A 23,875-nucleotide genomic window follows, 5' to 3' on the forward strand; every position below is an offset into this window, starting at 1 on the left:
GTCGATCCAGGCTCCAGGCCAGTGGATTAGTGGATGATCGCTCAGCGCGTGCTCGCCTTGAGTGCCGGTCGTTCCTTGCGCACCGGCAGGCAGGCGGCGTAGGCCAGGGCCTCTTCCCGGGTACCGAAGGAACCCAGACGGTCGCCCTGGGTGCAGACTCGCCAGGGCCCATTGTTCACGCTGAGCACGTCGTAGCCGTTGATATGCATTTTGTTCAGCATCGCAACGCTCATAGTCACCTCCTTATCGCCGCTCCGTCTCGACCGAGACCGAGCACATGGCCTGGACTACCTTACACCCGGCTGGTCGGGCCGTGCCCGCCAGACGTCGGGACGGCGCCGGTGCTGGCGCCTCACTTTTTCTTCAGGTTGGCCAGCGGATCGTAGGCCCGGGAGCGCTGCTCGGACGGGTCATCGTGCTCGTCCAGTGGCGCCTTGGCCGGGCCGATGGGGTCGACTTGCGGGTCGGCCAGGTCCGGGGAGTCAGGGTCGAAACCCAGATCATCCTGACCTGAACCATGCTCGGACGATCGCGGCCCGGTGGGTGTTCTGGCACTCATGTGCACCTCCTGCTCAGGGCCCGGCAAAAGCGCCGGCCTACAGCTAAGAGCCCCCACGGCAACCAAGGTGCGAGGCAACTGACGAATGGCCCACGAGGCTCATGGCGTCTCGGCCAGGCTCTCCAGGACCAGGCCCTCCAGGCGCTGGCGCATACCGGCACTGGCCGCAGGCCCGGCCTGCACCGTGCACTGGTCCAGGGGCACCAGGCGCCCATCGGCCCTGTCTACCATCATCGGTTGCAGCGGGCGTCCGCTGCCGCGCTCGACAATCTGCACGCTCTCGCCCTCGGGGGCGTAATGGCGGTTGCCCCAGGCCACCAGGGCCAGCAGCACCCCAGCGAAATCCTCGCCCTTGGCGGTCGGCACATACTGGTAGCGCAGCGGGCGCTGGCTGTAGGCCTGGCGTTCGAGCAGGCCGTCCTCGACCAATGAGTTGAGGCGCCGGGTCAGCATGTTCGGGGCGATTTCCAGGCTGCGGGAAAACTCCTCGAAGCGCCGCAGCCCCTGCAAAGCGTCGCGCATGATCAGGATGCTCCACCACTCCCCTACCCGCTCCAGACTCAGGGCAATCGGGCATTCGGCGTGGATCAGGGTCTTGCGCTGCATGGGGTCTCCTTGGACGAGCGGGCGGGGTGGGCCAGGACTTTTATCGCTGCGCCATGTTACTTTCATAATGATAGTGACGTCCATAAGACGCTTCCCCCCCAAACGCTGAAGGAGCTGGACCCTCATGAACAAACGCATAGTCGTCACCGGCATGGGCGCGCTGACCCCACTGGGTTGTGGCGTCGAACAGATCTGGCAACGCCTGCTGGCCGGGCAATCGGGGATCCGTCGTCTGCCCGAGGAATTGATCGGCGACTTGGCGATCAGCATCGGTGGCCAGGTCCAGGACCGTGACCAGGACCCCGAGGCCGGGTTTGATCCCGACGCCCTGCTGGCGCTCAAGGAACAGCGCAAGATGGACCGTTTCATCCTGTTCGCCCTGGCCGCCGCCGAAGAAGCCCTGACCCAGGCGGGCTGGCATCCCGAAACCGCCGAGGCCCAGGAACGCACCGCCACCATCATCGCCTCGGGCGTGGGCGGTTTTCCGGCGATTGCCGAAGCCGTGCGCACCACCGACAGCAAGGGGCCGCGGCGCCTGTCGCCGTTCACCATCCCCTCATTCCTGAGCAATATGGCAGCCGGCCACGTGTCGATCCGCCATGGCTTGAAGGGCCCGCTGGGCGCGCCGGTCACCGCCTGCGCGGCCGGGGTCCAGGCGATTGGCGATGCCGCGCGGATGATCCGCGCCGGTGAAGTCGATGTCGCCGTATGCGGTGGCGCGGAAGCCGCGATCCACCGGGTCAGCCTCGCCGGCTTTGCCGCCGCCCGCGCCTTGTCCAGCGATTACAACGACAGCCCGCAGCGCGCCTCGCGGCCCTTTGACCAGGCCCGGGACGGGTTCGTCATGGGCGAAGGCGCCGGCCTGCTGGTGATCGAAGAACTGGAACACGCCCTGGCCCGTGGCGCGACGCCGCTGGCGGAACTGGTGGGCTACGGCACCAGCGCCGACGCCTATCACATGACCGCCGGCCCGGAAGATGGCGACGGCGCACGCCGCTCCATGCTCCAGGCATTGCGCCAGGCCGGGGTACAGGCCGCGCAGATCCAGCACTTGAACGCCCACGCCACCTCGACCCCGGTCGGCGACAAAGGCGAACTGGCGGCAATCCAGGCGGTGTTCGGCCCAGGCAGCGGCCTGGCCATCAGTTCGACCAAATCCGCCACCGGCCACCTGCTGGGCGCCGCTGGCGGCATCGAAGCGATCTTCACCGTGCTCGCACTGCGCGACCAGATCGTGCCCGCCACCCTCAACCTGGAAACCCCCGACAGCGCCGCCGCGGGCCTCGACCTGGTCAGCGGCCAGGCCCGTCCATGGCCCATGGAGTACGCCTTGTCCAACGGCTTCGGCTTTGGCGGGGTCAACGCCAGCGTGCTGTTCAAGCGCTGGGCATAAGTCCTGGCTGAGTTGTCGTCCGCACTTGCGGGCGACGTACCTGGAGCACCGGCACTGCGGCTCCACCCCAAGCAACGCCCGCCCTGTGCGGGCGTTGCGCATTCCGGGTATATCCATAGTGATAAAGGATATTGGTATATACCAGATTGCTCCCTTATAAATCGCCGCAATCAAACACAGTGCACGAGGCCGTCGAAGGCTTCGGGTTGGAGTCGAATGCGATGGTTTCTGTAAGGGTCATGCTGGAATATTTTCACCCCTGGCCGAATTCGGCCGGCCTGTATCTGGCGCGCGAACGTGGTTGGTATCAAGAAGCCGGGCTGGATGTGGAGCTGGTGGTGCATGACCCCTGGCGCGGCGACACCCTGGATCACTTGTTGGCCGGTGCCGTGGACTTCGGGCTGTTCCCCAGCAATCGCCTGCTGGTACGCCGGGCTCTGGGGCAGCCGTTGCAAGGCGTGGCCGCGATCAATCATCAGGGCCTGGAGTCGATCCAGACCCTCACCGACTCGGGAATCCGGCGCCCACGAGACCTTGCAGGTCGGCGTCTGGCGCTCAACCCCACACCGCGCGGCCTGGCCATGGTGCGGCACCTGGTGCGGGTCGACGGCGGCGACCCGGATGCCCTGGTCCTGGTGGACAGCGGCACCCGCGAACTGCGGCCCGAGCAACTGGCCGCCGGCATCGCCGATGCCAGCTTCGGCGGCTACTGGGCCTGGGAGGCCCTGATGGACAGCCCGATCGAGGCTGAACGGCGAGTGGTCTGGCCAGTCGACCAACTGGGCGCACCGGCTTACCACAGCTACCTGCTGGGCGCCCACGAACAGACATTGCAGGCCCGACCGGAGCTGACCCGAGCGTTCCTTGCGGCCAGTGCCCGGGGTTACCTGGCCGCAGCGGCGGACCCGGCCAGCGCCCTGCAGGCCTACGAAAACGTGACGCCTTATTTCCCTCGCGAACTGCTGGCGGCATCGCTGCACAAGATCGCCCCCACCTGGCTGCATGAGGGGGCCTGGGGCCGGCAACGGGATGAACTGCTCGAACCCTACGCCCACTGGCTGCACGCCAACGGGGTGCTGGACGATGCTCAGGCCTGGCGCCAGGCCACCAGCAATGCCTTCCTGCCGGAGCCAGTCTGATGACTGCGCTCAAGGCATTGACCGCCCACGGCCTGAGCCTCGAACCGGTGGCCGCCGACTGGCCAGCATTGCAGGCCGACGACGTCGAGCAGTTGCTGCGCGGCTACCCGCAACTGGGGTCGGTGCAGCGTATCGACTGGCACAGCCCCCGGCCGTTTTCCGCCGCCAGCCTGGTCCAGACCGACGCCGCGACCCTGTTCGTCAAACGCCATCACCAGAGTGTGCGCACCCCGGCCTGGCTCCAGGAAGAACACCGCTTCATGGCGCACCTGGGCCAGCGCGGCATCAACGTCAGCCCGGTGCTGGCGGACGCAAACGGCGCCACGGCCATCGCCCAGGGCCCATGGACGTACGAGGTGCACGCCCTGGCTGAAGGCCAGGACCTGTACCGCGACGCGTTGTCCTGGACGCCGTTTTTCAGCCAGCAACAGGCCTGGGCCGCCGGCCAGGCTCTAGCCCGCCTGCATCGTGCCGCCGAGGATTACCCGGCGCCCGCACGCCAGGCCCGTGTCCTGCTGGCCAACTGCACAGTGCTCGCCGGTGGCGACCTCAGGTCCAGCCTCAACGCAGCCATCGCCCGCGATCCGGCGCTGGCCGATTACCTGGGGCAGCGTGACTGGCACGCGCACTTGCTGCCGCTGCTGCAACCCTGGCACCGCACCTTGCAGCCGCTGCTGGCACGGCAACCGGCACTGTGGACCCACAACGACTGGCACGGCTCCAACCTGTTGTGGAGTTCCAGCGCCAAGGATGCCGCCGTCAGTTGCGTGCTCGACTTCGGCCTGGCTGATCGCACCTTTGCCTTGTTCGACCTGGCCACGGCCATTGAACGCAACGCCATCCCCTGGCTGGAACTCGACCAGGGCGGCAGCGCCCGGGCCGCCCTCGGGGATATCGACGCCCTGCTCGACGGCTACGCCAGCGTCAAGCCGCTGTCCGCCCGGGACCTGCAGACCCTGGCCGCCCTGCTGCCGGTGGTGCATGTGGATTTCGCCCTGTCGGAAATCGCCTATTTCCAGGGCGTGGTGGGCTCCACCGCCAGTGCCGATGTGGCCTACCACGCCTACCTGCTGGGGCACCTGCACTGGTTTGCCGGCGATGCCGGTCAAGGCCTGCTGGAGCACCTGCAACGCCTGGCCAGCCTGGGAGGTCATGGCCGATGAAACCGATCCTGATCAGTCCCACCGAATTGGCCGGGCATCTGGGCCAACCCCAGTGGCGGGTGCTCGACGCCAGCGTCGAATTGCCGTCGCCGCGCTTCGACCAGGACTACCGCGTGGCCAGCGGCCGCGAGGGTTGGCGCCAGGCCCATATTCCGGGCGCACTGCATGCCGACCTGCTGCATGACCTGGCCCTGCCCGAGGCCCCATTCAGTTTTGCCTGGCCCGGCCCGCAGGCATTGGCCAACGGCCTGTCCCGCCTGGGGATCGCCGCGAGCAGCCGCCTGGTGATTTATGACCGTGGCGACGGTTTCTGGGCCGCACGCCTGTGGTGGATGCTGCGCAGCGTGGGCATTCACGCCCAAGTGCTGGACGGCGGCCTCAGCGCCTGGCGCGATGCCGGGCTGCCACTGGAACAGGGTGAATCGACCCCGGTGCCGGTCGAACCCCAGCGCCTGGAACAGGGCCCGGGGTTCTGGATCGAGCGCCAGGGCGTGCAGGCCGTGCTGGCTGGCGAGCGCCCGGGGCTGCTGATCTGCGCCCTGTCGGCGGCGCTGTTTCATGGCACCACGGCCAGCCGTTACGCCCGCCGCGGGCACCTGCCGGGCAGCCTGAACGTGCCGGCGCGCACCGTGTTCGACGCCCAGGGCCGCTACCTGCCACGCAGACAACTGCAGCAGGAACTGGGCAGCGACTTGCTCCAGGCTCCGGGCCCGCTGGTGCTGTATTGCGGCGGTGGTATTTCAGCGGCGGCGCTCGCGCTGGCGTTGACAAGGGTCGGACGCGACGACGTCCTCTTGTATGATGGCTCGCTTCAAGAGTGGGCCGCGGATTCAGACTTGCCAATGACCACCGGAGCAACTCCGGCCTGACGCCCTTAGGGCACTCATCGCTTTTTCCTGTCTTAACAGCACGGCTCCTTCCTGGAGCGCGCCTGGGCTACTGCGCCCGGCACGCGCCTGGCCCGGGATCGCAGTCGTCGAGGAGCTTTACATGGATACGCTTTACCGGACGGCCCGCCAAGGAGTGTCCGCCCCGCGGTTCGCACTGAACCTGCTGACCCTTGGCCTGCTGCTGGCCAACGCGATGCCTGCGGCCCAGGCCAGCGAAACCGAACTGCCGGCGGTGACCGTCACCGGCGAAGACACCTCAGGCTATCAGGCCCACAGCGCGTCGGTCGGCGGCTTTGAAGCCGCGCCCCTGCTTGAAACCCCGGCCTCGATCACGGTGATCAACGACGCCATGATCAAGGATCAGCAGGCCCGCCTGCTCAGCGAAGTGCTGCGCAACGATGCCTCGGTGGGCGACAGCTACGCACCAGTCGGCTACTACGAAAACTTCGTGGTGCGCGGCTTCTCGCTGAACGCCGCCAGCAGCTACAAGATCAATGGCCGCACCATCACCGGCGAACAGAATGTCGCCCTGGAAAACAAGCAGCAGGTGGAACTGCTCAAGGGCCTGGCCGGCCTGCAGAGCGGCATCAGTGAACCCGGTGGGCTGATCAACTACGTGACCAAGCGTCCGACCGACGTGCGCTCGGTGACGGTCTCCACCGACGATCGCGGCAGCGGCTACCTGGCCACCGATGTCGGCGGCTGGTTCGGCAGCCAGCAGCAATTCGGCCTGCGCGCCAACGTGGCCCATGAAGACCTGCATTCCTACGTCGAGCACGCCAATGGCCAGCGCGACTTCGTGTCCCTGGCCTTCGACTGGAACATCAGCCCCGACGCCCTGCTGCAACTGGATGCCGAGTACCAGACCAAGGAACAGCGCTCGGTGCCGGGCTACCAACTGCTTGGCGGCACCCAGCTGCCGCACCACGCCTCGCCGAAAAAACTGCTGGCACACCAGAGCGGCTCCAAGCCGGTCAGCAGCGAGGCGCTGAACCTCAATGGCAACTTCGAGTACCGTTTCAACGAACAGTGGAAAGGCAGCTTCAGCGCGTCGCGCAGCCAGGTGGTGATCGACGACTACAGTTCGTTCGCCTGGGGCGGCTGCACCGTCGGCTGCATCACCCCCGGCGTCGCCAACTACTTCAGCCCGGAAGGCGACTACGACATCTACGACTTCCGCAGCCCCGACGACACCCGGCGCACCGACGAAGCCCAGGCCATGCTCAGCGGCCGCTTCGACACCGCCGGCCTGGGCCATGAACTCAGCGTCGGCACCAGCGCCTTGCGCCGCGTGGTGGATAAACGCGAGCCGATCAACGAGTGGCTCGGCAGCGGCAACATCAACAGCGAACCGGCGGACCTGGAGCGCTACAGCGGCCCGCTCAACAAGTCCCACACCCGCCTCGACAGCCGCCAGTACGGGCTGTTCGTCAATGACCGGATCAGCTTCAACGAGCAATGGCAGACCGTGCTCGGCGGGCGCGAAGTGCGCCTGGACGAACAGGCCTTCAACAAAGATGGCAGCGACGTCCGCCACACCCAGCAATACGTGTTCCTGCCCGAGGCGGCGCTGATCTATAAACCGGCGCCCAACCTGGCGCTCTACACCCGCTACAGCAAGGGCCTGTCCCTGGGCGGCGAAGCGCCGTGGTTTGCCAGCAACTCATTTGAAATCCTGGCGCCCAGCGTGTCGCGGCAGATCGAGGCCGGGGTCAAGTATGACTGACAGCGCATCAGCTTCGCCGCCGCGCTGTTCCAGCTGCGCCAGGCCTACCAGTACTCGCGGCCCAACAATGACGTCGCCAACACTTTCACCTTCGTCCAGCAGGGCCAACAGAAAAACACTGGGCTGGAACTCTCGGCCAATGGCTGGGCCAGCCAGCGCCTGCAGATTTCGGCGAGCGTGGCGGCGATCCGCGCCCGGGTCAGCGACAGTGGCACCGACGCCTATGACGGGCACCAGGCAATCAACGTCCCCAAGCTGCGGGCCAGCCTCTACGGTGACTACGCCCTGCCCTGGTTCGATGGCCTGGCAGTGCTCGGCGGCGTGCAATACAGTGCCCGCAAGTACGCCGACAACCTGGGCCAGGTGCAGACCGGGTCCTACGCCATCTTCAACCTCGGCAGCCGCTACAGCACTCGCATCGACGGCTACGACACGGTGTTTCGCCTGACGGTCGACAACCTGTTCGACAAGCGCTACTGGCGTGATGCCGGCGAATACATGGGCGATGCCTACCTGTTCCAGGGTGCGCCACTGACGGCCCGCCTGAGTGCTTCGATCAACTTCTGATTGCCCCCCTGACGTGTGAGTTAAGGAACCTGCTATGTCCGATCTCGAAATAGCTGCCGTCATCACCAACATCCTTGGCGTCTGGCTGACCGCCCGGCGGATCCGCTGGTGCTGGCCGGTCAACGTGCTTGCGGTGCTGCTGTACGGGTGGATCTTCTATGAGGCCAAGCTCTACTCCGACACCCTGTTGCAGGGCGTGTTCGTGGTGTTGCAGGGCTACGGCTGGTGGCGCTGGAGCCAGGGCGGCCTGGCCGACGGCAAGGTCCGGGTGGCGCGCCTGCCGCTGCGCGAAGGCCTGCTGGGCCTGTTGTGCGGCGCTATCGGCGCACTGTTGCTGGGGGCAGTGATGCACCGCTACACCGACGCTTCGGCGCCCTGGATGGACGCGCTGCTGACTGCCTTCAGCCTGGTGGCCAGCGTTTGGGCGGCGCGCAAATATGTGGTCAGTTGGTGGTTGTGGATCGTCCTCGACTGCCTGTATGTCGGCCTGTTCCTGTTCAAGGACCTGCGCCTGACGGCCGGGTTGTACGCAGGCTTCGTGGTGCTGGCGGTGTACGGCCTGCGTGCCTGGCAACAGGACCTGGCGCGCCAGGAACAACACGCGCGCCCCGTGTGAGCCCGCTCGACGGCTGGCAAGTCGATTGGTTAGTGTAGACAGCCTATTGATGGCGCCGTTTGGCGCCATCGTCCTCTTCGCTTCGCCAACAGGCGCCAGACCGAATGCCCTTCGATCCCATCTCCCCCCACTACCAGCGGATCCGCGAGCAGATCGCCAGCGACATCGCCAATGGCGTACCCGAGGCCGATCAGAAATTCCCTTCCGAGCGCGACATGATCGAACGCTTCGGTTGCACCCGGGTCACCTTGCGCCAGGCCCTGCAGCAACTGGAAGCCGAAGGCCTGGTGTACCGCGAAAACCGCCGGGGCTGGTTCGTCAGCCCGCAGCGCATCCGCTATGACCCGACGCGCATCAGCGGCTTCATGGAATACGTCAGCGCCCAGGGCCGTACCCCGCGCACCGAATGCCTGCAGGCCGAACTGCGCCCGGCCGGCAGTTGGCTGGCACGGCGCATGGGCCTGGCTTCGGCCGACGAGCCCGTGTTCTACCTTCAGCGCCGACGCTGGATCGACCGCCGCCCGGTGCTTCTGGAGTTCAACGCGCTGCTCGCCAGCTGGTGCCCGGGCCTGCTCGACGCCGACTTGAACACCTCCCTCACCCGACTGCTGCGCGAACGCTTCTCGCGGGTGCAATCGCGCTGCGAACTGGACATGCACATCGGCACGGTCAACGAGCAACAAGCCGAACTGCTGCAACTGTCTCCCGGCTCCACCAGCGTCTACCTGGAGCGCCTGAACTTCGGCGAAGCGGATCAGCCGGTGGAGTTCGACCAGGAGTTCTGGCGCCCCGATGCCCTGTCGATCGTGATGCAGACCCGCTACCCGGGCACCGCCTGAAGGCACCTGGTACAGGGGCCCCGGGCGACAACGCGCCCTACCCATTGTGGCGGGTGGCCGTCGCGCGGCTCAGCAGGCTGTCGACCCTGGCACTCGCGGCCTCGACTGAAGCGCAGTGCAACAAGGGGTAACCCCAGAACTTCTGGTAGCTGTCGGCGAAGGCCTCGACCCGGGCCTGGGCCTCGGCGTCCGGGGCAATCACGATACTGGCCTTGATCCAGCGGCGCAGCGCCTGCTTGTTCTGCTTCATCCACAGCGATGCCTGCTTGAGCGAAGCCTGGCTATCCTCTTTCGGTTGCGGCTGCTCGCCCGGCACGTCGGCGGTGACCAGCACAAAGGGCTGCTGGCGTTGCAGCAAGGCGTCGAGCTGGGCGAATGGATCGTCCTGGCCCACGGCTGGGCGGTAGTGCAACCAGACCAGGGGAAATTGGCGGTGATCGATGATCATGGGAGGCTTCCTCGGAAACTGACAAACAAGAATATCTATCATCTGCAAAAGCAAAATTGACCGCATCGTTCAACCTGGACAACTCATTGATCAATCCAGCCATCTTCCATCAGGGGACTGCACCAGTGGCCTGGCCCGCTCCTGACAGAAACTGACACCAAACCCGGTTAGGCTGACGGCGACTTCAGGCTACTCGACGCCTGAAGCAAGCCCCCATGAGAAGGACACTCCGATGACACGCTCCATCACCATCCTCAGCGAGAATTTTGCCGATTGGGAAACCGCCCTGATCAACTCCACGGGCCGCGGTTACTTCGGCTTCCAGACGCGTTTTGCCACCCCTGGCGGCGCGGCGGTGACCTCCTCCGGCGGCATGCGCATCCTTCCTGACCTGGCGATCGAGGCCATCGACCTCGATGAACTCGATCTGTTGATCGTATGTGGCGGCACGGTCTGGCAGTCCGAGCAGGCCCCGGACATCAGCGCCCTGATCAGCACCGCCCATGCTAAAAACCTGATCGTCGCCGGCATCTGCGACGGCACCCGGGTCCTGGCCCAGGCAGGCGTGCTGGATGCGGTGCGCCACACTTCCAACTCGGCAGAAAACCTCTTGGCCCTCAATTATGCGGGAGCCGCCCACTATCAGGATGTGCCCTATGCCGTGGCCGACCAGCGTGTCGTCACCGCCCCGGGCACCGCACCCGTGAGCTTTATGGCGCAGATCCTGCGGGTCGCGGGCATCCACGATGAACGCCTGGACGCCTACCTGGCGATGCACGCGGCAGAGCACAGTCACCCTGGCTGAAAATCAAAAAAAGCGTGCTCTAATGGCGCCCTTTTTTCAGCTAACCGGACCCCGCCCATGGCTGCCCAACGCATTCGCCCACTTGCCCTCTGCGTCTTTCACCACAACGGCAAAATCCTGGTCAACCAGGCGTACGACAAGGTCAAAGAGCAGCATTTCTTCCGCCCGATCGGTGGCGGCATCGAGTTCGGTGAGCTGAGTGCACAGACGGTGGTCAGGGAGGTCCGTGAGGAACTGGGCGTGGCCATCAGCGGCGTTCGGCTGCTCGGCACTCTGGAAAGCCTGTTTATGTACGACGGCACCCAGGGTCATGAAATCGTGCAGATCTACGACGCCGACTTCGACGACTCCAGCCTCTACCAACAGCCTCACCTCAATGGCCATGAAACCGACGGCATGGCCTTTACCGCAAGCTGGCATGACAGCTCAAGCTTCACCCACCAGGCGCCACTGGTGCCCGTGGGGCTGTACGAGCTGCTGAAGAAGGCCGGGCTGCTCGACTGAGCCCGCGCTGCTTCAGATATCCAGGCGCGGGTAGCGGCTACCTGTCTCGGGATTGCGGATCTTGTGCAGGCGATACAGCGCCTGCTCCTTGAGCACCTGGTCCTCGGACTCGGCAAACGCCTTGATCACCGCCACCGCCTCGCTGGTGCCAATCGCCCGTAGCGCCCAGAAGCACTTCTTGTAGTAGGCGCCATAGTCGTCGTATTCCAGGTACTCCAGGAGCGGCTTCAACAACACCGCCTGGCGCAGGAACGGCACGCTGCCAGGGTCGGCGGCCTGCTGCAGCGACCAGATGATTTCTTCATGGTCCTCGTGGTCGGTCATGATGAGGCGTTCGCAGGCCTCCTTCAGTTGCTTGGCGTCCATGGGGCGTAATCCGCAAAGCGGGCGCGAAATTGCGACCGCGGGCAAAAATACAACAGAGTGGGCGTGCGACGCGATCTTCCGGGCCGTGCAACGTCCCGGCCCGCAGGTGAACGTCACAGGTCCATAAAGGTCGAAACCTTTATGAAGACGCTGCTGATACGGGCGAGAGTCAAGATGTCGTGATCAGCGATAAGCGGATTCAGACGCAGCGAAGCACTCTGACAATCGAGTACTTCGCCTGATCGAGCGAGCACCCCAGATGTTCCGGGTGCCGCCCGCTTAACGAAGGAGACACTCAATGGTTACCCACTACAAGGTCGCAGGGCACCTTGCCTGCGGCCACCACGGCACCCACCTGGTCTCAAGCTCCGAACTGACCCGGGTCAAATGCCGTAGCTGCAGAAATACCGAGGCCTACAAACAGGCCCGCAAGGATGAGCGCAACGCCACCCGTCGCGCCGCCCGCAAAGCCAGGGCCACCCACACCGCCAATGATTGGCGCGCCGCATGGCGAGAAAGACTGACCGCCATGAAGGGGCCGCAACGCTTGCCTCGCGGCTTTGCTTCGCAGCCGTTTGTCTAAACATTCGGGGCTGCAGATCCAGCCTATCCACTGCGCAGCAATGACCTGAGCACTGATCCGCCAAAGCCCGCCGAGTGCGGGCTTTGTTGTCCATGCAAACCCTGCAGTTGCCTGTCTGTACGAATTTCCAGTAACGCCCAGAGCCGCGCAAATAGTAGCCTCAACCACCCACACGGCGTCTTGCTCACCTGCATGCCCTTCAGCGCATGCACGCGGCTTTGATCAGGGACGGCCATCAGAAACTAGCGCACGCGCGGAGCTGGAAACGAAGTCGGGTGGGGCACGTTAATTGCAAAAAAATAACCATAACGAGAGCACGAACAACGAGTCGCGCTCCTTTCGCCTGATGTGCAGTTCAGAGGTCGCCCTTGCATGGATCTTTCAAAACTTACCCCGTCCCTGGAGTTTCAGGACCAGCGGCTGAAGTATCTCTTTCTCAGCTATCAACTAGGGTCCATGCGCGCTGCGGCAGACCAACTGGGGATCGCCCCATCGTCGGTCAGCCGGCAAATAAATTTACTGCAGACAGAGCTGAGCATCGATCTGATCGAAGCCGGCACTCACCGCATTCGCCTGACCGAAGCGGGCCTGGTCACCGTGGATTACTACCGTGCACGGGCGAGCCAACATGAGGCGCTGCTCAACCGGCTGGACGATTTGCGCGGCCAGCATTTGGGCAAGACAGTGGTGGCCGTGGGTGAAGGGCTCTTCGGTGCGCAGCTGATCGGCAAACTGCAGAGTTTTTTCAAATCCTACCCGGGCCTGCGCACCGAGATCCTGATTGCCCCGACCCTTGAAGTTCAGCACATGGTGATGGAAGACCAGGCGCAGATCGGCGTGCTCTTCGCCCCCCATCCCAACCCTGCATTGCGCCGCCAGTTCGGTATCAAGCAGCCGCTGCGGGCCATCGTCCACCCTGATCACCCGCTGGCCCGACAGCCATCCATTACCCTGGAACAACTGGCGAGCACCCAACTGGTATTGCCCAACCACGGCTATCGGGTGCGGGAGTTGGTCACCCTGTCCTGCAAGGGCAGGCCATTTGAAATTGAACCGGCAATCACTGCCAACTCACTGCAGGTGATCATCGACTTCGTCAAAGCCAACATGGCCAGCACCCTGCTGGCCGAGGTGATGATCCTGCCGGAGCTCAAGGCCGGAACCCTGGTGGCCCTTGAGGTGGAGTGCCCGGAAATGAACAGCACCGAGTTGCAGATCATTCGCCGCCAGTCACGCAAACTGCCCCCCGTCACCCAGGAACTGATCCGCCACCTGGCGCGTTCAATCAGCAAATTGAGCAACGCCGGCTGAACCGGAACCACAAAAAAGGCGGAACGTAGAAACCGTTCCGCCTTTTTTGTCAGGGCAAGGTCAGTGAGGCAAATCCGGTTTGCGCCGGATGCTGAACAAGGTGCCCGTGGTGATCAAGCCAAACACAATCAACATCACCGACACCGGCCAGGCCGAGTGGAAGGCCCCGAACAAGGCCGTTGCCGCCAACGGTGCGAGCCCACCGGAAAAAATCGACGCAATCTCGTGCCCCAACGCCATGCCGGAATAGCGCACATGGGCCGGAAACAGTTCCCCCATCAACGCCGGCTGGGTACCGATCATGGCGCCATGGCAGAAGGCCAGGCCGACCAGCAATGCCAGGTAGACGTAGCCGCTGACATGGGTATCGATCAACCAGAAGAACGGGAACGCGAACAGCACCAGGCTGATGGAACCGATGGCATAGACCGTACGCCGGCCAATGATGTCGGACAGCCAACCCCAGAACAGAATGGTGAAGGCCTCGACAATCATGGCGACCATCACCCCGCCCAAGACCACTTGCGTGCTCAAGCCGGTCAGTTTTGCGTAAGCCATCACGAAGGCGAGGAAGATATACGCGCAGCTGTTTTCGGCCATGCGCAGCCCCATGGCCTGGAACACTTCCCTGGGGTGCTTGCGCAGAACCTCCATCGCCGGCGGATGCTTGACCTTCGCCCGTTGCGCCGCAGCATCCTCGAAATCGCGGCTCTCCGGCAGGTTGCGGCGAATGTAGATACCGACCCCGAACACCAGGACACTGGCCAGGAACGGCAGGCGCCAGCCCCAACTCAGGAAATCCTCGGTGGGCAGCATCTGCACCAGGTAGAACGCTGCGGCCGAGAGCACAAACCCACCGGAAACGCCAAGCTGGCTCCAGGCCGCATAGAAACCGACGCGATTGGCCGGCGCGTTTTCGCTGATCATCAACACGCCACCGCCCCACTCGCCCCCCGAAGCGATGCCCTGGGCGATACGCAACAGCACCAGGGTGATGGGCGCCAGATAACCCGCTTGTTCGAATGTCGGCAGCAAGCCCATCAGGAATGTCGAAACCCCCATGATGCTGAGCGTCATGACCAGCGCTTTTTTGCGCCCGTCCCGGTCGCCGATATGACCAAAGATAATCCCGCCCAGGGGGCGGGCAAAAAAGCCCACGGCAAAACCTGCGAACGCGCCCATGGTGCCAAGCACCGGATCAGTCCCGGCAGGAAAGAACAGCGGGCCGAAAATCAACGCCGCCGCCGTGCCGTACAGGAAGAAGTCATACCACTCCAATGCGTTGCCAAACACCGAGGCGATGACAATTCGGCGCATGGTGGAAGAGCTGGGTGTTTGGGTGACGCCTGCTTTGAAATTACTCATATACTTCTCCAAACCGAGCCAGCGGCTCACCAGATCTTCCAGGTGTATGAGGTGACGAGGCGGTACTCGTCATAGTTGTTGCCGTACTTCTGCTTGGTGTTGAAGTTCTTCAGGTCAACGCTCAAGCCCTGGAGCGCACCGCTTTGAACCACATAAGACAGGAAGATGTTGCGTTCACTTTCCTGGTCATGGCTCAACCCTGCACCACGGTCGATGGCGGTGCCCTTGATGTAGCGCGTGAACAGTTTCAGGCCGGGTATCCCCATATTTGCGAAGTCATAGCCATAACGCACCGACCACGATCGCTCGTCCGGCCGGATGAACGGCAGGCCTGCCCAGTTCGGCAGATACGGTTGCGGAACATAGCCGTTGAGCGTCGGGAACACCGTTTCACCCAGCATGCGCTGATAGCTGACGCCAAACAGATGGGCGCCTTTTTGCAGGGTCACCAGGCCGCTGTAGGATCGGTTGTCGACCTTGCCTGCAAGGGCACTGCCATCTTCACTGTTGTTGAAGTAGCCCAAGTCAGTCTTCAGGACGTAGCCGTCCCCCAGGTCCAGCGCATGTTTGAGACCGGCGTAGTGTTGGCGGTAGATATCGTTGAGCACGCCATAAAAATAAGTGCCTTGCAGGGTCGGCGTGAACGAGTAGGTGCCGCCGCCGAAATCCAGCCCCTTGCTGTCCAGATCGTCGGTAGAGCCGTACTTGTAGAGCTGCTCGTGGTTGGAAGACTGCCGGGTGACGCTGGACCAGAAGCGCCCTCCCGTCAGCTCCAGGCGGTCTATTTCCCGAGAGTTGACCACCGCCCCCTGGTAGATGGTATCGAGCTGCCGACTGGGATCGTTGGAAGCGATCGGCAGGTTGGGTTTCTGGTCACCGATTTTCACTTCGGTTTTCGAGTAACGCAGCTTCAGCGTGCCACCGGCGCGGCTGTAGTCATTAGCAGCCTTTTGCTCGTAGGTGCTGTAGGGCAATGAACCATCGTTGCCCGTGGAATCAAGCCGCAACGCGTACTGGGCATTGGCATCGAAACCGATGGCCAGCGGGGTGTCGGTGTATCCGGATTGAAACTGCAGATCAAAGCCCTGGGACCAGTTGCCGACTTTGGAGGTGGGCGCCTCGCTGTTGGTGAAGTTGCGGTTCAGGTACAGGTTCCTGAAGTTCAAGGACAGGTGACTCTCGTCCATCAGGTCGGCGTGGGCCGACCACGGTATTGCTATCCCTATAAGCCCTAAGTAGTGAATTGCATGCACACGCAAAGCTCGCTTTGACATAGTTACATCCATACAGGTTTGCCACGGTTGGGGGCAGAACTTCAGAGACATGGCAGTGAATGACAGCGCCGATCTGAACGCCCGCGGCTGTCATGTTTTTTATTGTTGTTTGAGTGGTGAATCAGATATCCAGAACCAGGCGCCCGGAGCGCGCCCTTGAACAGCACAGCAGCATTTGATCGTTCGCCTCGCGCTCGTCTGCAGTCAGGTAGACGTCACGGTGATCGGGCTCTCCTTCCAGCACGTCACACAGGCAAGTGCCGCAGACGCCCTGCTCGCACGACACGTCAATGGTGATGCCCACTTCGGCCAGGGCCTGCACGATGCTTTGCCCGGCATGCACCTGCAGGGTTTTACCGCTGCGGGCGGTGTGGACTTCGAAGGCCTCACCGGAACCGTCAACCTCAACCTGGAAATACTCGCGATGCACCTGCTCATCGCCGTAGCCAGCCGCCGTGGCCGCGTCGATCACCCAGGTCATGAACCCCGACGGCCCACAGGTGTACACATGGCAGCCTGGAGCCGCAGTGCCGAGCACGGCATTCAGGTCGAGCTTGCCGGCCGGCTCATCATCGAAATGGGTGCTGACCCGCTGGGAAAACGGTGCGCTGGCCAGCTCTTGCAAAAACGCCGCCTGACTGCGCGAGCGACCGCAGTAGTGCAACTCGAAATCAGCGCCCCGGGCGTGCAGTGCATAGGCCATGGCGATCATCGGTGTGATGCCGATTCCGCCTCCTATCAGCAGTGAGCTCTGGGCATCAACCGCCAGCGGAAACAGATTGCGCGGAGCGCTGATGGTCACCACGCTTCCCTCGCGCAACGTGGCATGAACCGCCTCGGAGCCACCGCGCGAGGCCGGATCCTTGAGCACCCCCAATCGATAGAGGCCAGGGTCTGCCGGATCGCTGCACAGCGAATACTGGCGCACCAGGCCATCGGGTAAATGCACATCCACATGGGCCCCGGCCTCGAACGCGGGCAACGGCGTGTCATCCGAGGCACACAGGTCCAGTACCAGCACTTTGCCGCCCTGCTGCCGGGCCTTGTGCACCACAACCTTCAATACACTGTCAGTCATCGATTCACGCCCATGATCAGAGGATGTAACCGATACCGGCGAGGGTATCGTCGGAGTTGATCAGGCGAATCAGCTTGCGCTGAATCTTGAAGGTGCCTGCGTCCCGTTCCAGCTCATAGACGATGTCGGCGCTGTAGTGCTTGAGCGAATCCTTGCGAAACTCCCGCAGGTTCTGCGCACAGCGCACCGTCACCTGTTGCGCGTTTTCCGACAGCACGCGAAAGCGCGACAACGTGCGCACGGTACGCGGCTGCGGGCTGGTGGAAATCGACTCGCCGCTGGTCAGGCGCTGCACCCGCAGCTGGCGCATGTCGGCGTCGTCATAGGCGTAATTGAGGGTGTTTTCGAAGTCCTGCTCCTGGGGGTCGATCGGGATGATGTAAGTGCCCTTCTCCGCCCATAGGTCCAGCCAGGCATCGAATTCGCCATGGTCGAGCATGTCGCCTTCCTGCCAGATGAAAGCGGTGACTTCGTTCAGTAAATTCAGGTTCATCAAGGTTCTCCGCCAGTTACACCGACATCATCTTTTTCCACTGCTGGTAGGCCGCGCGCATTCCGGTCTCAGCACTGACATCACTGACCAGGCCATCCTCGGTCGCCCGTTCGCCGGGCAAACCACGGTTGAGCATGATCCAGAGGTTTTCCCCGGCACTGGCGCCCTTCTGCACCCGCTCCCAGGCTTCGGAATCGTCCGGCGTGCCAAAGCCCATGGGGCCCTGGAAGTGTTCGTGCAGCCGCAGGCGGTAACGGTTGGCCGCAACGGGCCCGCCGTCCATGGTGATCACCGAATGATGGATTTCGGTCTCCAGCACCGAGATCGGCTGCAACACGCGAAAGAACGCCATAGAGCAGGCGACGTTGGGAAACAGGTTGAGGTTGAAGCCAGAACCACCCACGGCGCGAACAATGCGCCGCACCTGGTTCTCTTCCAGGCCTTCATCGCGCAACTCGGCAGCCAGCCCGGCGAAACGCTCCGGGATCGGCTTGTCGAGATCGGCTTCCAGGTCCACCAGGTCGGGAATCATCACCATCACGCTGTGACCATTGCCCAGGTCTTCGACGTAGCCCGGGCCTTCGACGAAATCGAACAGCGCCAGGGTCTGTTCATCCACGGACGACAGGAACGACTTGTGCACCAAGGGGAAGTGGTAGGCGTCAGTGGTGTTTTCCAGCTGAATCTTCCAGTTGCCAGGGAAGCGGAAACGGTGCTCGCCCGGGACCTTGATCGGATAACCGGCGCCCTGCTTCATGAACAGGTCCATCCACTTTTTCGCCGGGCCGAGAAAGTCCACCAGGGGTTCGATGTCGTCCTTGAAGGTGGCGAACAGCATCCCGGCGTACTCCTCCACCCGCAGACTCACCAGGGGCAGTTCGCCTTTATCCAGGCAGTCCCCGTAGCTCTCCGGATGCGGCACACCGCGCAACGACCCATCGAGGGCGTAGCTCCAGCCGTGGTAGGGGCAGACGAAACTGTTGGTCTTGCCCTTCTTGTGCTCGCAGACGGTTGCCCCGCGATGACGGCAACGATTGAGGTGCACGTGCACCTGCTTCTTGCGATCACGCACCACAATCACCGGCTGCTTGCCGATGTAGGTGCTTTTGTAACTGCCCGACTCCGGGATCTCGCTGACATGCGCCACCCAGACCCAGGTGCTGTAGAAAATCTTTTCAAGCTCTGCGTCGAACAGCTTGGCGTCGGTATACAGCGAAGTGTGGACACGGTCCGGCTTGACCAGGTCAGCGGGGTTGATGCCCAGGTTCACGGCGTCGATAAGTTGGGTCACGGTCAGGTCCTATACGTTGATGTCGAGCAGCGTTTTTATGAGTCAGGCGTTCGCGATGGCGCACAACTGCGCATCGCCGCCCTTGCGCCCGATCAGTTGCAGGCTGGTTTTCAAACAGGTTTGTGGACAGGGGATGGGCACACTCAGCGCCGGGTGGCCACTGAGGTTGAACGGGCGTAGAAAACGGGTCAGATCGATTACCGGCGCACCAGCGCGCACATCCGCCAGCAAGGGCGGCAATCGCGGCAGGCTGGGCAGCACCAGGGCGTCGAACTGCGCAAGCAACCCGTCGACCTGTTCACTGAACGCAGCGCGGACAGCCTCGGCGGCGCGCAGCTCGTCGTCATCGGTGGCGGCTGCACGCAGCAGCCGGGCTTCGATGTCTGCACCCAGCAGACCGCGACCGGTGTATTGGCCAAAGGCGGCCCAGGTTTCAGCATTGATCACGCTCAACGCCGCTTCGAACGCCGAGTCCAGCAGGGTCAGGCTGACGACTTCACACTCCCAGCCACGACGGCTGACTTCCTGGTCAATGGCGGCGCGGATGTTGGAGTCACAGGCCACATCCACCAGGCCGATACGGACCCGCTCGGGCGCCCGGGGCATGACAAAAGTGGCGTCCATGGCGAGCATCACGGCGACCAATGTGTCGAGATCGCGGGCCATGGGGCCGACACAGTCCAGGGAACTGAACTGCGGGTACACACCTTCCCGGCTCAAGCGGCCAAAGGTCGGCTTGAGCCCGTACACACCGCAGCAGGCGGCAGGCATGCGAACCGAGCCACCGGTATCAGTCCCCAGCGCTGCATCGACCGCGCCTTGGGCGACAATCACCGCAGAACCGCTGGACGAGCCACCCGCAATGCGCTCGGGAGCCTGAGGATTGATCGGCGTACCCGCCCAATCGTTGATCCCGGTGACGCCAAAGGCCAGCTCGTGCAACACGGTTTTACCGATCACCTGCCAACCCGCGTCCAGCAGCGATTGCACCACGGTAGCATTGCGCTGGGCCGGCGGCGCCGCTTCAAAGGCACGGCTGCCACAGCGGGTTGGCCAGCCGGCCACATCCAGCGAATCCTTTATGGCCACGGTAGGCCCTGGCCCCCGCTTATGAGTTTCAACAACCAGCGGGCTCATGACTGTCCTTCCTGTGCGCGCGCAAGGGAGCAGACATCGAGTCGCTCAGTGGTGAAAGACGCTATGCGCCAGGCGCCCTCCTCCAGGCGAAACCTCAGGTTCAGCGCAGCGACAATGGCTTCCCCCTGCCCCGAGTCATAACGCGAGAGCTGCTGCAGCAACCAACGGCCAGTCACCTCAAGACCGTCAACGGCAATTTGCTCGCCCGCCAGAAAATGCGCATTGAAGCGAAAGTGCGGATTAGGCGGCAGATAACCCGCAAGCATCGCCACAATCGCCTCACGCCCCTCAAGCCGACCGAACTTGCGGGCATAACGCGACCCCACACCCTGCCAATACGCATCACTGCAAAACAACTGACGCAGCGCCGGCAGACGATCTTCCTCACCGGGAACGTCGCACAACGCCATGTAGCGATGCAGCACCCGCCGCACCGCCGACTCAGCCTCAAGCACCCTGACCCGCTCGGCCAGGACCGTAATATCTGCAAGGGATGAATTCATAAGAGAGCACCTGCCAGCGTTTACATTGCGATGACAGGAAATTAGCGATGAGCTGGAGGGGCAACAATCACAGGGCGTGAGTAACTTGTTGCGTTTTATGCAACGAGTTGAGGGTTGGGGGGGCGCTGCTTAGGCGGGAGCGGTTAGAAACGGCGAAGGTCGGCCGTCAGCGGGCAGGCGACGTTGCTGTTTCGGGCGAGCACGGGATTAAACCTGGAGTTGAGGTGAATGGCGCTGACGCTGGATAAGGCACTGGAGTTGGGCTCGAAAGCTCGTTGTTGCTAGTGAGTACCCAAATCTGCTGCCAACTCACAAAAAGGTAGGGCCGAAAAAGTCACGCACATGAAAAAGCCCAACTCGCTAAAGTTGGGCTTTTTCATTGAATAATATGGTCGGGACGGAGTGATTCGAACACTCGACCCCTAGCACCCCATGCTTACACCAGAAAACCTATAACCTATTGTTTTAAAAGAAATAACTTTCGATTCTAGGTTGGCAAAATCTCATCGTTTTTGTTCTTATGCAAACGAAAACTCACGGCCTTCAGGGGAGGTTTTGCGCATACCAGAGAAAACCGAGCTTGCCTTGCTGGAGGTCGCAGACGTGCGGTACCCCAGCGGAGTCATAAGGCCCGAGGTGTATCTGGGCGCAGATATCACCAAGGGCTGCCGACCGCACAATGTGCACCTGACCCATTCACGATGCCTTGCTGCCCTGGACGGCTGGAACGCAGTTCGCTTGCAGCGCCACTGTGGCCTTTTCGGCGCCGACGAATACCTAGGTTTGCGACCGGGTTCAACGCTGGTCACGCCACATAAGGGCCAAGCCTTTGAACTCGCGTTCAAGCATCGTCAGCTATACCAGTGAGCGGGGGGGGGGGGTTACCCGGCATGTGATTCGCTTCAGCAGACAATCCGCTGGCTCTACAGATAGGCCGGCATCAAACAGGAATCCTCGTACAGCTGCGGACGCTCCCTGCCGGCCAAAGTGTTGGCGGCAACAGGGGATGTTGAGACGGTCTAGATCATCCTCGGCCATTCCTGTATTGATCACAGCAAGCCCTATCTAACAATCGACGAAGTGACAATTCGACATCCCTTTGAGGTTGCGCCGGCATAGCGACATCAGTAATGCTTGTTGGATCCAAATCTGCTCAGGATTCGCCCATCCAGGCAAGCGAACGCCCACGCGCCTACGTGTTAGACAAGGAAGTCAAATGTCGATACCACTTACCGAAACAGTCAAACGAACCACGCGCTTAATTCAAGACATGATGGAGTTCTGGAAACAGGCTGAAGGTTGGGCTCCGACCCAGGCTGCAGAACTTCTGAATAAATCAATGCTTGAATGGCAGGGCTCACTGGCAGATCAACTGTCAGTATGGTGCGGCACGTTGAGTGACGGCCAGCTTATTCTCGCCTGGGCAAACCTAGGTGCGTTAGTTGAGGGTCAGATGAAGTTGTATATCTCGGTTTATTACCAGACTTACCTAACAGATGCTGATGCCATCAAAAAGAAAGGGCGTACACTAGATCCTGACGGAGTATCTCTGGAACCGTTGATTCTCTTTTTCAAACGAAGAGTTTGGGCCCCCGAAGAAGAATGGGAGACATGGGTACGGATGGTTCAACAGCGCCGGAACGCGATACACGCTTTCAAGGCCAAAACCATCGGCACCACAGATGAGCTGCATGCTGCGTTGTCCAAGTTTCTAGAGTTCGTGAAGTTTATAAATGGGCGGCTACCATACCCCGATGGACATTATTTCCCTCGGCAATACTAATCTTCTAAGGTAATTAGGTGCAGGGTACGAACACCCAACTAGGAAAAATTATAATGGATGCTCGTGAGGTTGAATATGCAAAAATCAAAGCTTTCTACAACCTGCTGGTGGATAAGCTAGGGGCTAAAGTCTGGGCCAAGAGAAGAGCAGCTTTTGAGGATCGTATCCGAGCTAAAGAGTCGAATATTGATCTTAAGATGCCAATCGAGCCCCAACTTTTCATACCGCCAGAGGACGATATTGACTGGTATATCTTGGTGGCTGAGTTGGCTTATGACAGCCCATACAGCGACTGCGCCTACAGCAGCGATCGGATCTATCCTTACGCTAAGGCCATCGGTGCCTTTTCAGAACAGCTTCGGAAAGTCCCTAATGTGAACGGGGTTTTGAATAAGATGCTGGCTAATAACACGAAGCCTGAGACGCAGATTTTCGAGTTGCTGACGGCCTCCTTCTATCTGAAAAATGGTTATAAGGTTAGCTTCATTCCAGAGAACAGTCTCATTTGGCAGGACGGAAAAACGAAAAAGTCCCCTGATCTGCTTGTCAAAAACGAGGACGTGGAGATCTACGTTGAGTGCAAGCGAGCGGACAAGCAGACTCAATATTCGCAGATTGAAGAAGAGAGCTGGGTCAGTATATGGAGTCAGTTGAGCCAGCATATGCTTAAGGTCGCACCATGGAGCATCGTTGACCTGACCTTCCATAATCAGGTATCTGATGTGACTGCGGACGATGTGATCAAGGTGGTGAATCGCGCTATCGAAATTGGATCTGGCAGGGTTCGGGAGGGAGCGATCAGTGCGCATATTCGTAGGATTGATAGGGAGCACCTCGAATGCCATTACCACAGCAACTCTGTCAGGGCCAACAGTCCTCAGCATGAGTTACTGGTATTCGGTGACATAGATAGCAATGAAAAACGCAGCATTGCGACGATAGCAGCAAGCATCGTTCGGCCAGGTGACTCAAACACCATTCTCAATATTTTTGTTCAAGATGTTGCCAATTGTGTAGCGGCCCAATGGCGGTGTGACCATGCGATCTCGCATGAGCGTCGCTCACGTCATTTCAAGGGGCTTGCCAAAAATGGGATTGCTCAGATTCCCCCTGATAAACCGGGGATCGTCCATATTTGGTACGAGACAGTAGAGGGGGTCGATATCGAGGAGATTCGCCAGTTTAAAAACATCGACAGCCTTTCAACGGTTGACGCTTCCGGCACATTGGTGATGGGTATTCTGATTCATGGTGCGAATTATTACCCGTACGAAAACCGTTACGAATCGGCGGAGACGATGCAGTTCTTCGCCCGCATGCCGCAGTTGATGGATTTCTACTCCAGCTCCTTGATGCTGTCCGCAGACGACACCCAGGAAATTGAGGATGTGACCCATTGGGAGCAGGACAAGGCTTCCAAGTCTACTTGGTAAATC

At 61.7% G+C, this 23,875-nt stretch carries 24 protein-coding genes and 1 pseudogene; 13 read left to right on the plus strand and 12 right to left on the minus strand.

The genetic code is table 11. The features are described from left to right. Positions 1–41 precede the first annotated feature (41 nt). The 3 genes from AC19YX_RS05740 to AC19YX_RS05750 form a co-directional block, all read right to left on the minus strand. The gene (locus AC19YX_RS05740; protein ID WP_078473812.1) at positions 42–233 is read right to left on the minus strand and encodes a DUF2188 domain-containing protein; all 192 of its coding nucleotides are present in this window, start codon (positions 231–233) and stop codon (positions 42–44) included. Between the two features lie 119 nt (positions 234–352). Further along, positions 353–559: a DUF6021 family protein gene (locus AC19YX_RS05745; RefSeq protein WP_201130318.1), complete on the minus strand. Its 207-nt coding sequence runs from the start codon at positions 557–559 to the stop codon at positions 353–355. 99 nt (positions 560–658) lie between these two features. Continuing rightward, positions 659–1,165 (minus strand): winged helix-turn-helix transcriptional regulator, encoded by a 507-nt coding sequence (locus AC19YX_RS05750; protein WP_500605869.1) that lies wholly within the window; start codon positions 1,163–1,165, stop codon positions 659–661. Positions 1,166–1,289: 124 nt separating this feature from the next. Here AC19YX_RS05750 and fabF point away from each other — a divergent pair, with 124 nt between their 5' ends. The 7 genes and pseudogenes from fabF to AC19YX_RS05785 all read left to right on the plus strand — a co-directional run bounded on the left by fabF (position 1,290) and on the right by AC19YX_RS05785 (position 9,498). Further along, positions 1,290–2,558 carry a beta-ketoacyl-ACP synthase II gene (gene fabF, locus AC19YX_RS05755; protein ID WP_421547331.1) on the plus strand — a complete coding sequence of 423 codons (1,269 nt, stop codon included), beginning with the start codon at positions 1,290–1,292 and terminating at the stop codon, positions 2,556–2,558. A gap of 221 nt (positions 2,559–2,779) precedes the next feature. Next, a complete protein-coding gene (locus AC19YX_RS05760; RefSeq protein WP_421547332.1) occupies positions 2,780–3,697 on the plus strand; it encodes an ABC transporter substrate-binding protein in 918 nt (305 codons plus the stop codon). Continuing rightward, on the plus strand, positions 3,697–4,860 hold the full coding sequence (locus AC19YX_RS05765; RefSeq protein ID WP_421547333.1) for a phosphotransferase enzyme family protein: 1,164 nt from the start codon (positions 3,697–3,699) through the stop codon (positions 4,858–4,860). Before AC19YX_RS05760 ends, AC19YX_RS05765 begins: the two co-directional genes overlap by 1 nt. Next, entirely contained in the window at positions 4,857–5,729 is an 873-nt protein-coding gene (locus AC19YX_RS05770) for a sulfurtransferase (RefSeq protein ID WP_500605870.1), read from the plus strand. Before AC19YX_RS05765 ends, AC19YX_RS05770 begins: the two co-directional genes overlap by 4 nt. A gap of 121 nt (positions 5,730–5,850) precedes the next feature. After that, a pseudogene (locus AC19YX_RS05775) lies at positions 5,851–8,043 on the plus strand (TonB-dependent siderophore receptor). Positions 8,044–8,077: 34 nt separating this feature from the next. After that, positions 8,078–8,659, plus strand: coding sequence for a nicotinamide riboside transporter PnuC (pnuC, locus tag AC19YX_RS05780; protein ID WP_078473820.1), 582 nt, complete (start codon positions 8,078–8,080; stop codon positions 8,657–8,659). A gap of 104 nt (positions 8,660–8,763) precedes the next feature. Beyond that, positions 8,764–9,498, plus strand: a complete 735-nt coding sequence (locus AC19YX_RS05785; protein WP_078473821.1) for a UTRA domain-containing protein — start codon at positions 8,764–8,766, stop codon at positions 9,496–9,498. Between the two features lie 37 nt (positions 9,499–9,535). Here AC19YX_RS05785 and AC19YX_RS05790 read toward each other — a convergent pair whose 3' ends face one another. Beyond that, the gene (locus tag AC19YX_RS05790; RefSeq protein WP_500605871.1) at positions 9,536–9,946 is read right to left on the minus strand and encodes a hypothetical protein; all 411 of its coding nucleotides are present in this window, start codon (positions 9,944–9,946) and stop codon (positions 9,536–9,538) included. A gap of 232 nt (positions 9,947–10,178) precedes the next feature. Here AC19YX_RS05790 and AC19YX_RS05795 point away from each other — a divergent pair, with 232 nt between their 5' ends. Together AC19YX_RS05795 and AC19YX_RS05800 are read left to right on the plus strand one after the other, a co-directional pair. Then, a complete protein-coding gene (locus AC19YX_RS05795) occupies positions 10,179–10,751 on the plus strand; it encodes a type 1 glutamine amidotransferase family protein (protein WP_078473823.1) in 573 nt (190 codons plus the stop codon). A gap of 57 nt (positions 10,752–10,808) precedes the next feature. Continuing rightward, the gene (locus AC19YX_RS05800) at positions 10,809–11,255 is read left to right on the plus strand and encodes an NUDIX hydrolase (RefSeq protein ID WP_078473824.1); all 447 of its coding nucleotides are present in this window, start codon (positions 10,809–10,811) and stop codon (positions 11,253–11,255) included. 12 nt (positions 11,256–11,267) lie between these two features. Here the strand turns inward: AC19YX_RS05800 and AC19YX_RS05805 are convergent, their stop codons facing one another. Next, positions 11,268–11,621 carry a HEAT repeat domain-containing protein gene (locus tag AC19YX_RS05805; protein ID WP_078473825.1) on the minus strand — a complete coding sequence of 118 codons (354 nt, stop codon included), beginning with the start codon at positions 11,619–11,621 and terminating at the stop codon, positions 11,268–11,270. A 298-nt stretch (positions 11,622–11,919) separates the two neighbouring features. Here AC19YX_RS05805 and AC19YX_RS05810 point away from each other — a divergent pair, with 298 nt between their 5' ends. Continuing rightward, positions 11,920–12,204 (plus strand): hypothetical protein, encoded by a 285-nt coding sequence (locus AC19YX_RS05810; protein ID WP_078473826.1) that lies wholly within the window; start codon positions 11,920–11,922, stop codon positions 12,202–12,204. A 372-nt stretch (positions 12,205–12,576) separates the two neighbouring features. Then, on the plus strand, positions 12,577–13,515 hold the full coding sequence (locus AC19YX_RS05815) for a LysR family transcriptional regulator (protein WP_500605872.1): 939 nt from the start codon (positions 12,577–12,579) through the stop codon (positions 13,513–13,515). 60 nt (positions 13,516–13,575) lie between these two features. Here the strand turns inward: AC19YX_RS05815 and AC19YX_RS05820 are convergent, their stop codons facing one another. The 7 genes from AC19YX_RS05820 to AC19YX_RS05850 form a co-directional block, all read right to left on the minus strand. Continuing rightward, a complete protein-coding gene (locus AC19YX_RS05820; protein ID WP_238596244.1) occupies positions 13,576–14,880 on the minus strand; it encodes an MFS transporter in 1,305 nt (434 codons plus the stop codon). A 26-nt stretch (positions 14,881–14,906) separates the two neighbouring features. Further along, positions 14,907–16,067, minus strand: coding sequence for an OprD family outer membrane porin (locus AC19YX_RS05825; RefSeq protein WP_242487587.1), 1,161 nt, complete (start codon positions 16,065–16,067; stop codon positions 14,907–14,909). A 208-nt stretch (positions 16,068–16,275) separates the two neighbouring features. Further along, a complete protein-coding gene (locus tag AC19YX_RS05830) occupies positions 16,276–17,232 on the minus strand; it encodes a PDR/VanB family oxidoreductase (RefSeq protein ID WP_500605873.1) in 957 nt (318 codons plus the stop codon). Positions 17,233–17,248: 16 nt separating this feature from the next. Next, on the minus strand, positions 17,249–17,725 hold the full coding sequence (locus tag AC19YX_RS05835) for an aromatic-ring-hydroxylating dioxygenase subunit beta (protein ID WP_500605874.1): 477 nt from the start codon (positions 17,723–17,725) through the stop codon (positions 17,249–17,251). A 16-nt stretch (positions 17,726–17,741) separates the two neighbouring features. Then, entirely contained in the window at positions 17,742–19,016 is a 1,275-nt protein-coding gene (locus AC19YX_RS05840; RefSeq protein WP_078473832.1) for an aromatic ring-hydroxylating oxygenase subunit alpha, read from the minus strand. 42 nt (positions 19,017–19,058) lie between these two features. Then, positions 19,059–20,153 (minus strand): amidase, encoded by a 1,095-nt coding sequence (locus tag AC19YX_RS05845; protein WP_500605875.1) that lies wholly within the window; start codon positions 20,151–20,153, stop codon positions 19,059–19,061. Further along, positions 20,150–20,656: a nuclear transport factor 2 family protein gene (locus AC19YX_RS05850; RefSeq protein ID WP_500605876.1), complete on the minus strand. Its 507-nt coding sequence runs from the start codon at positions 20,654–20,656 to the stop codon at positions 20,150–20,152. The genes AC19YX_RS05845 and AC19YX_RS05850 overlap by 4 nt, the downstream gene beginning before the upstream one ends. Before the next feature lie 1,216 nt (positions 20,657–21,872). Between AC19YX_RS05850 and AC19YX_RS05855 the strand changes: the two genes are divergently transcribed. Beyond that, entirely contained in the window at positions 21,873–22,439 is a 567-nt protein-coding gene (locus AC19YX_RS05855) for a hypothetical protein (RefSeq protein ID WP_500605877.1), read from the plus strand. 53 nt (positions 22,440–22,492) lie between these two features. Then, a complete protein-coding gene (locus AC19YX_RS05860) occupies positions 22,493–23,872 on the plus strand; it encodes a hypothetical protein (RefSeq protein ID WP_500605878.1) in 1,380 nt (459 codons plus the stop codon). Positions 23,873–23,875 lie beyond the last annotated feature (3 nt).

Source organism: Pseudomonas sp. MF09150 (assembly GCF_059862355.1).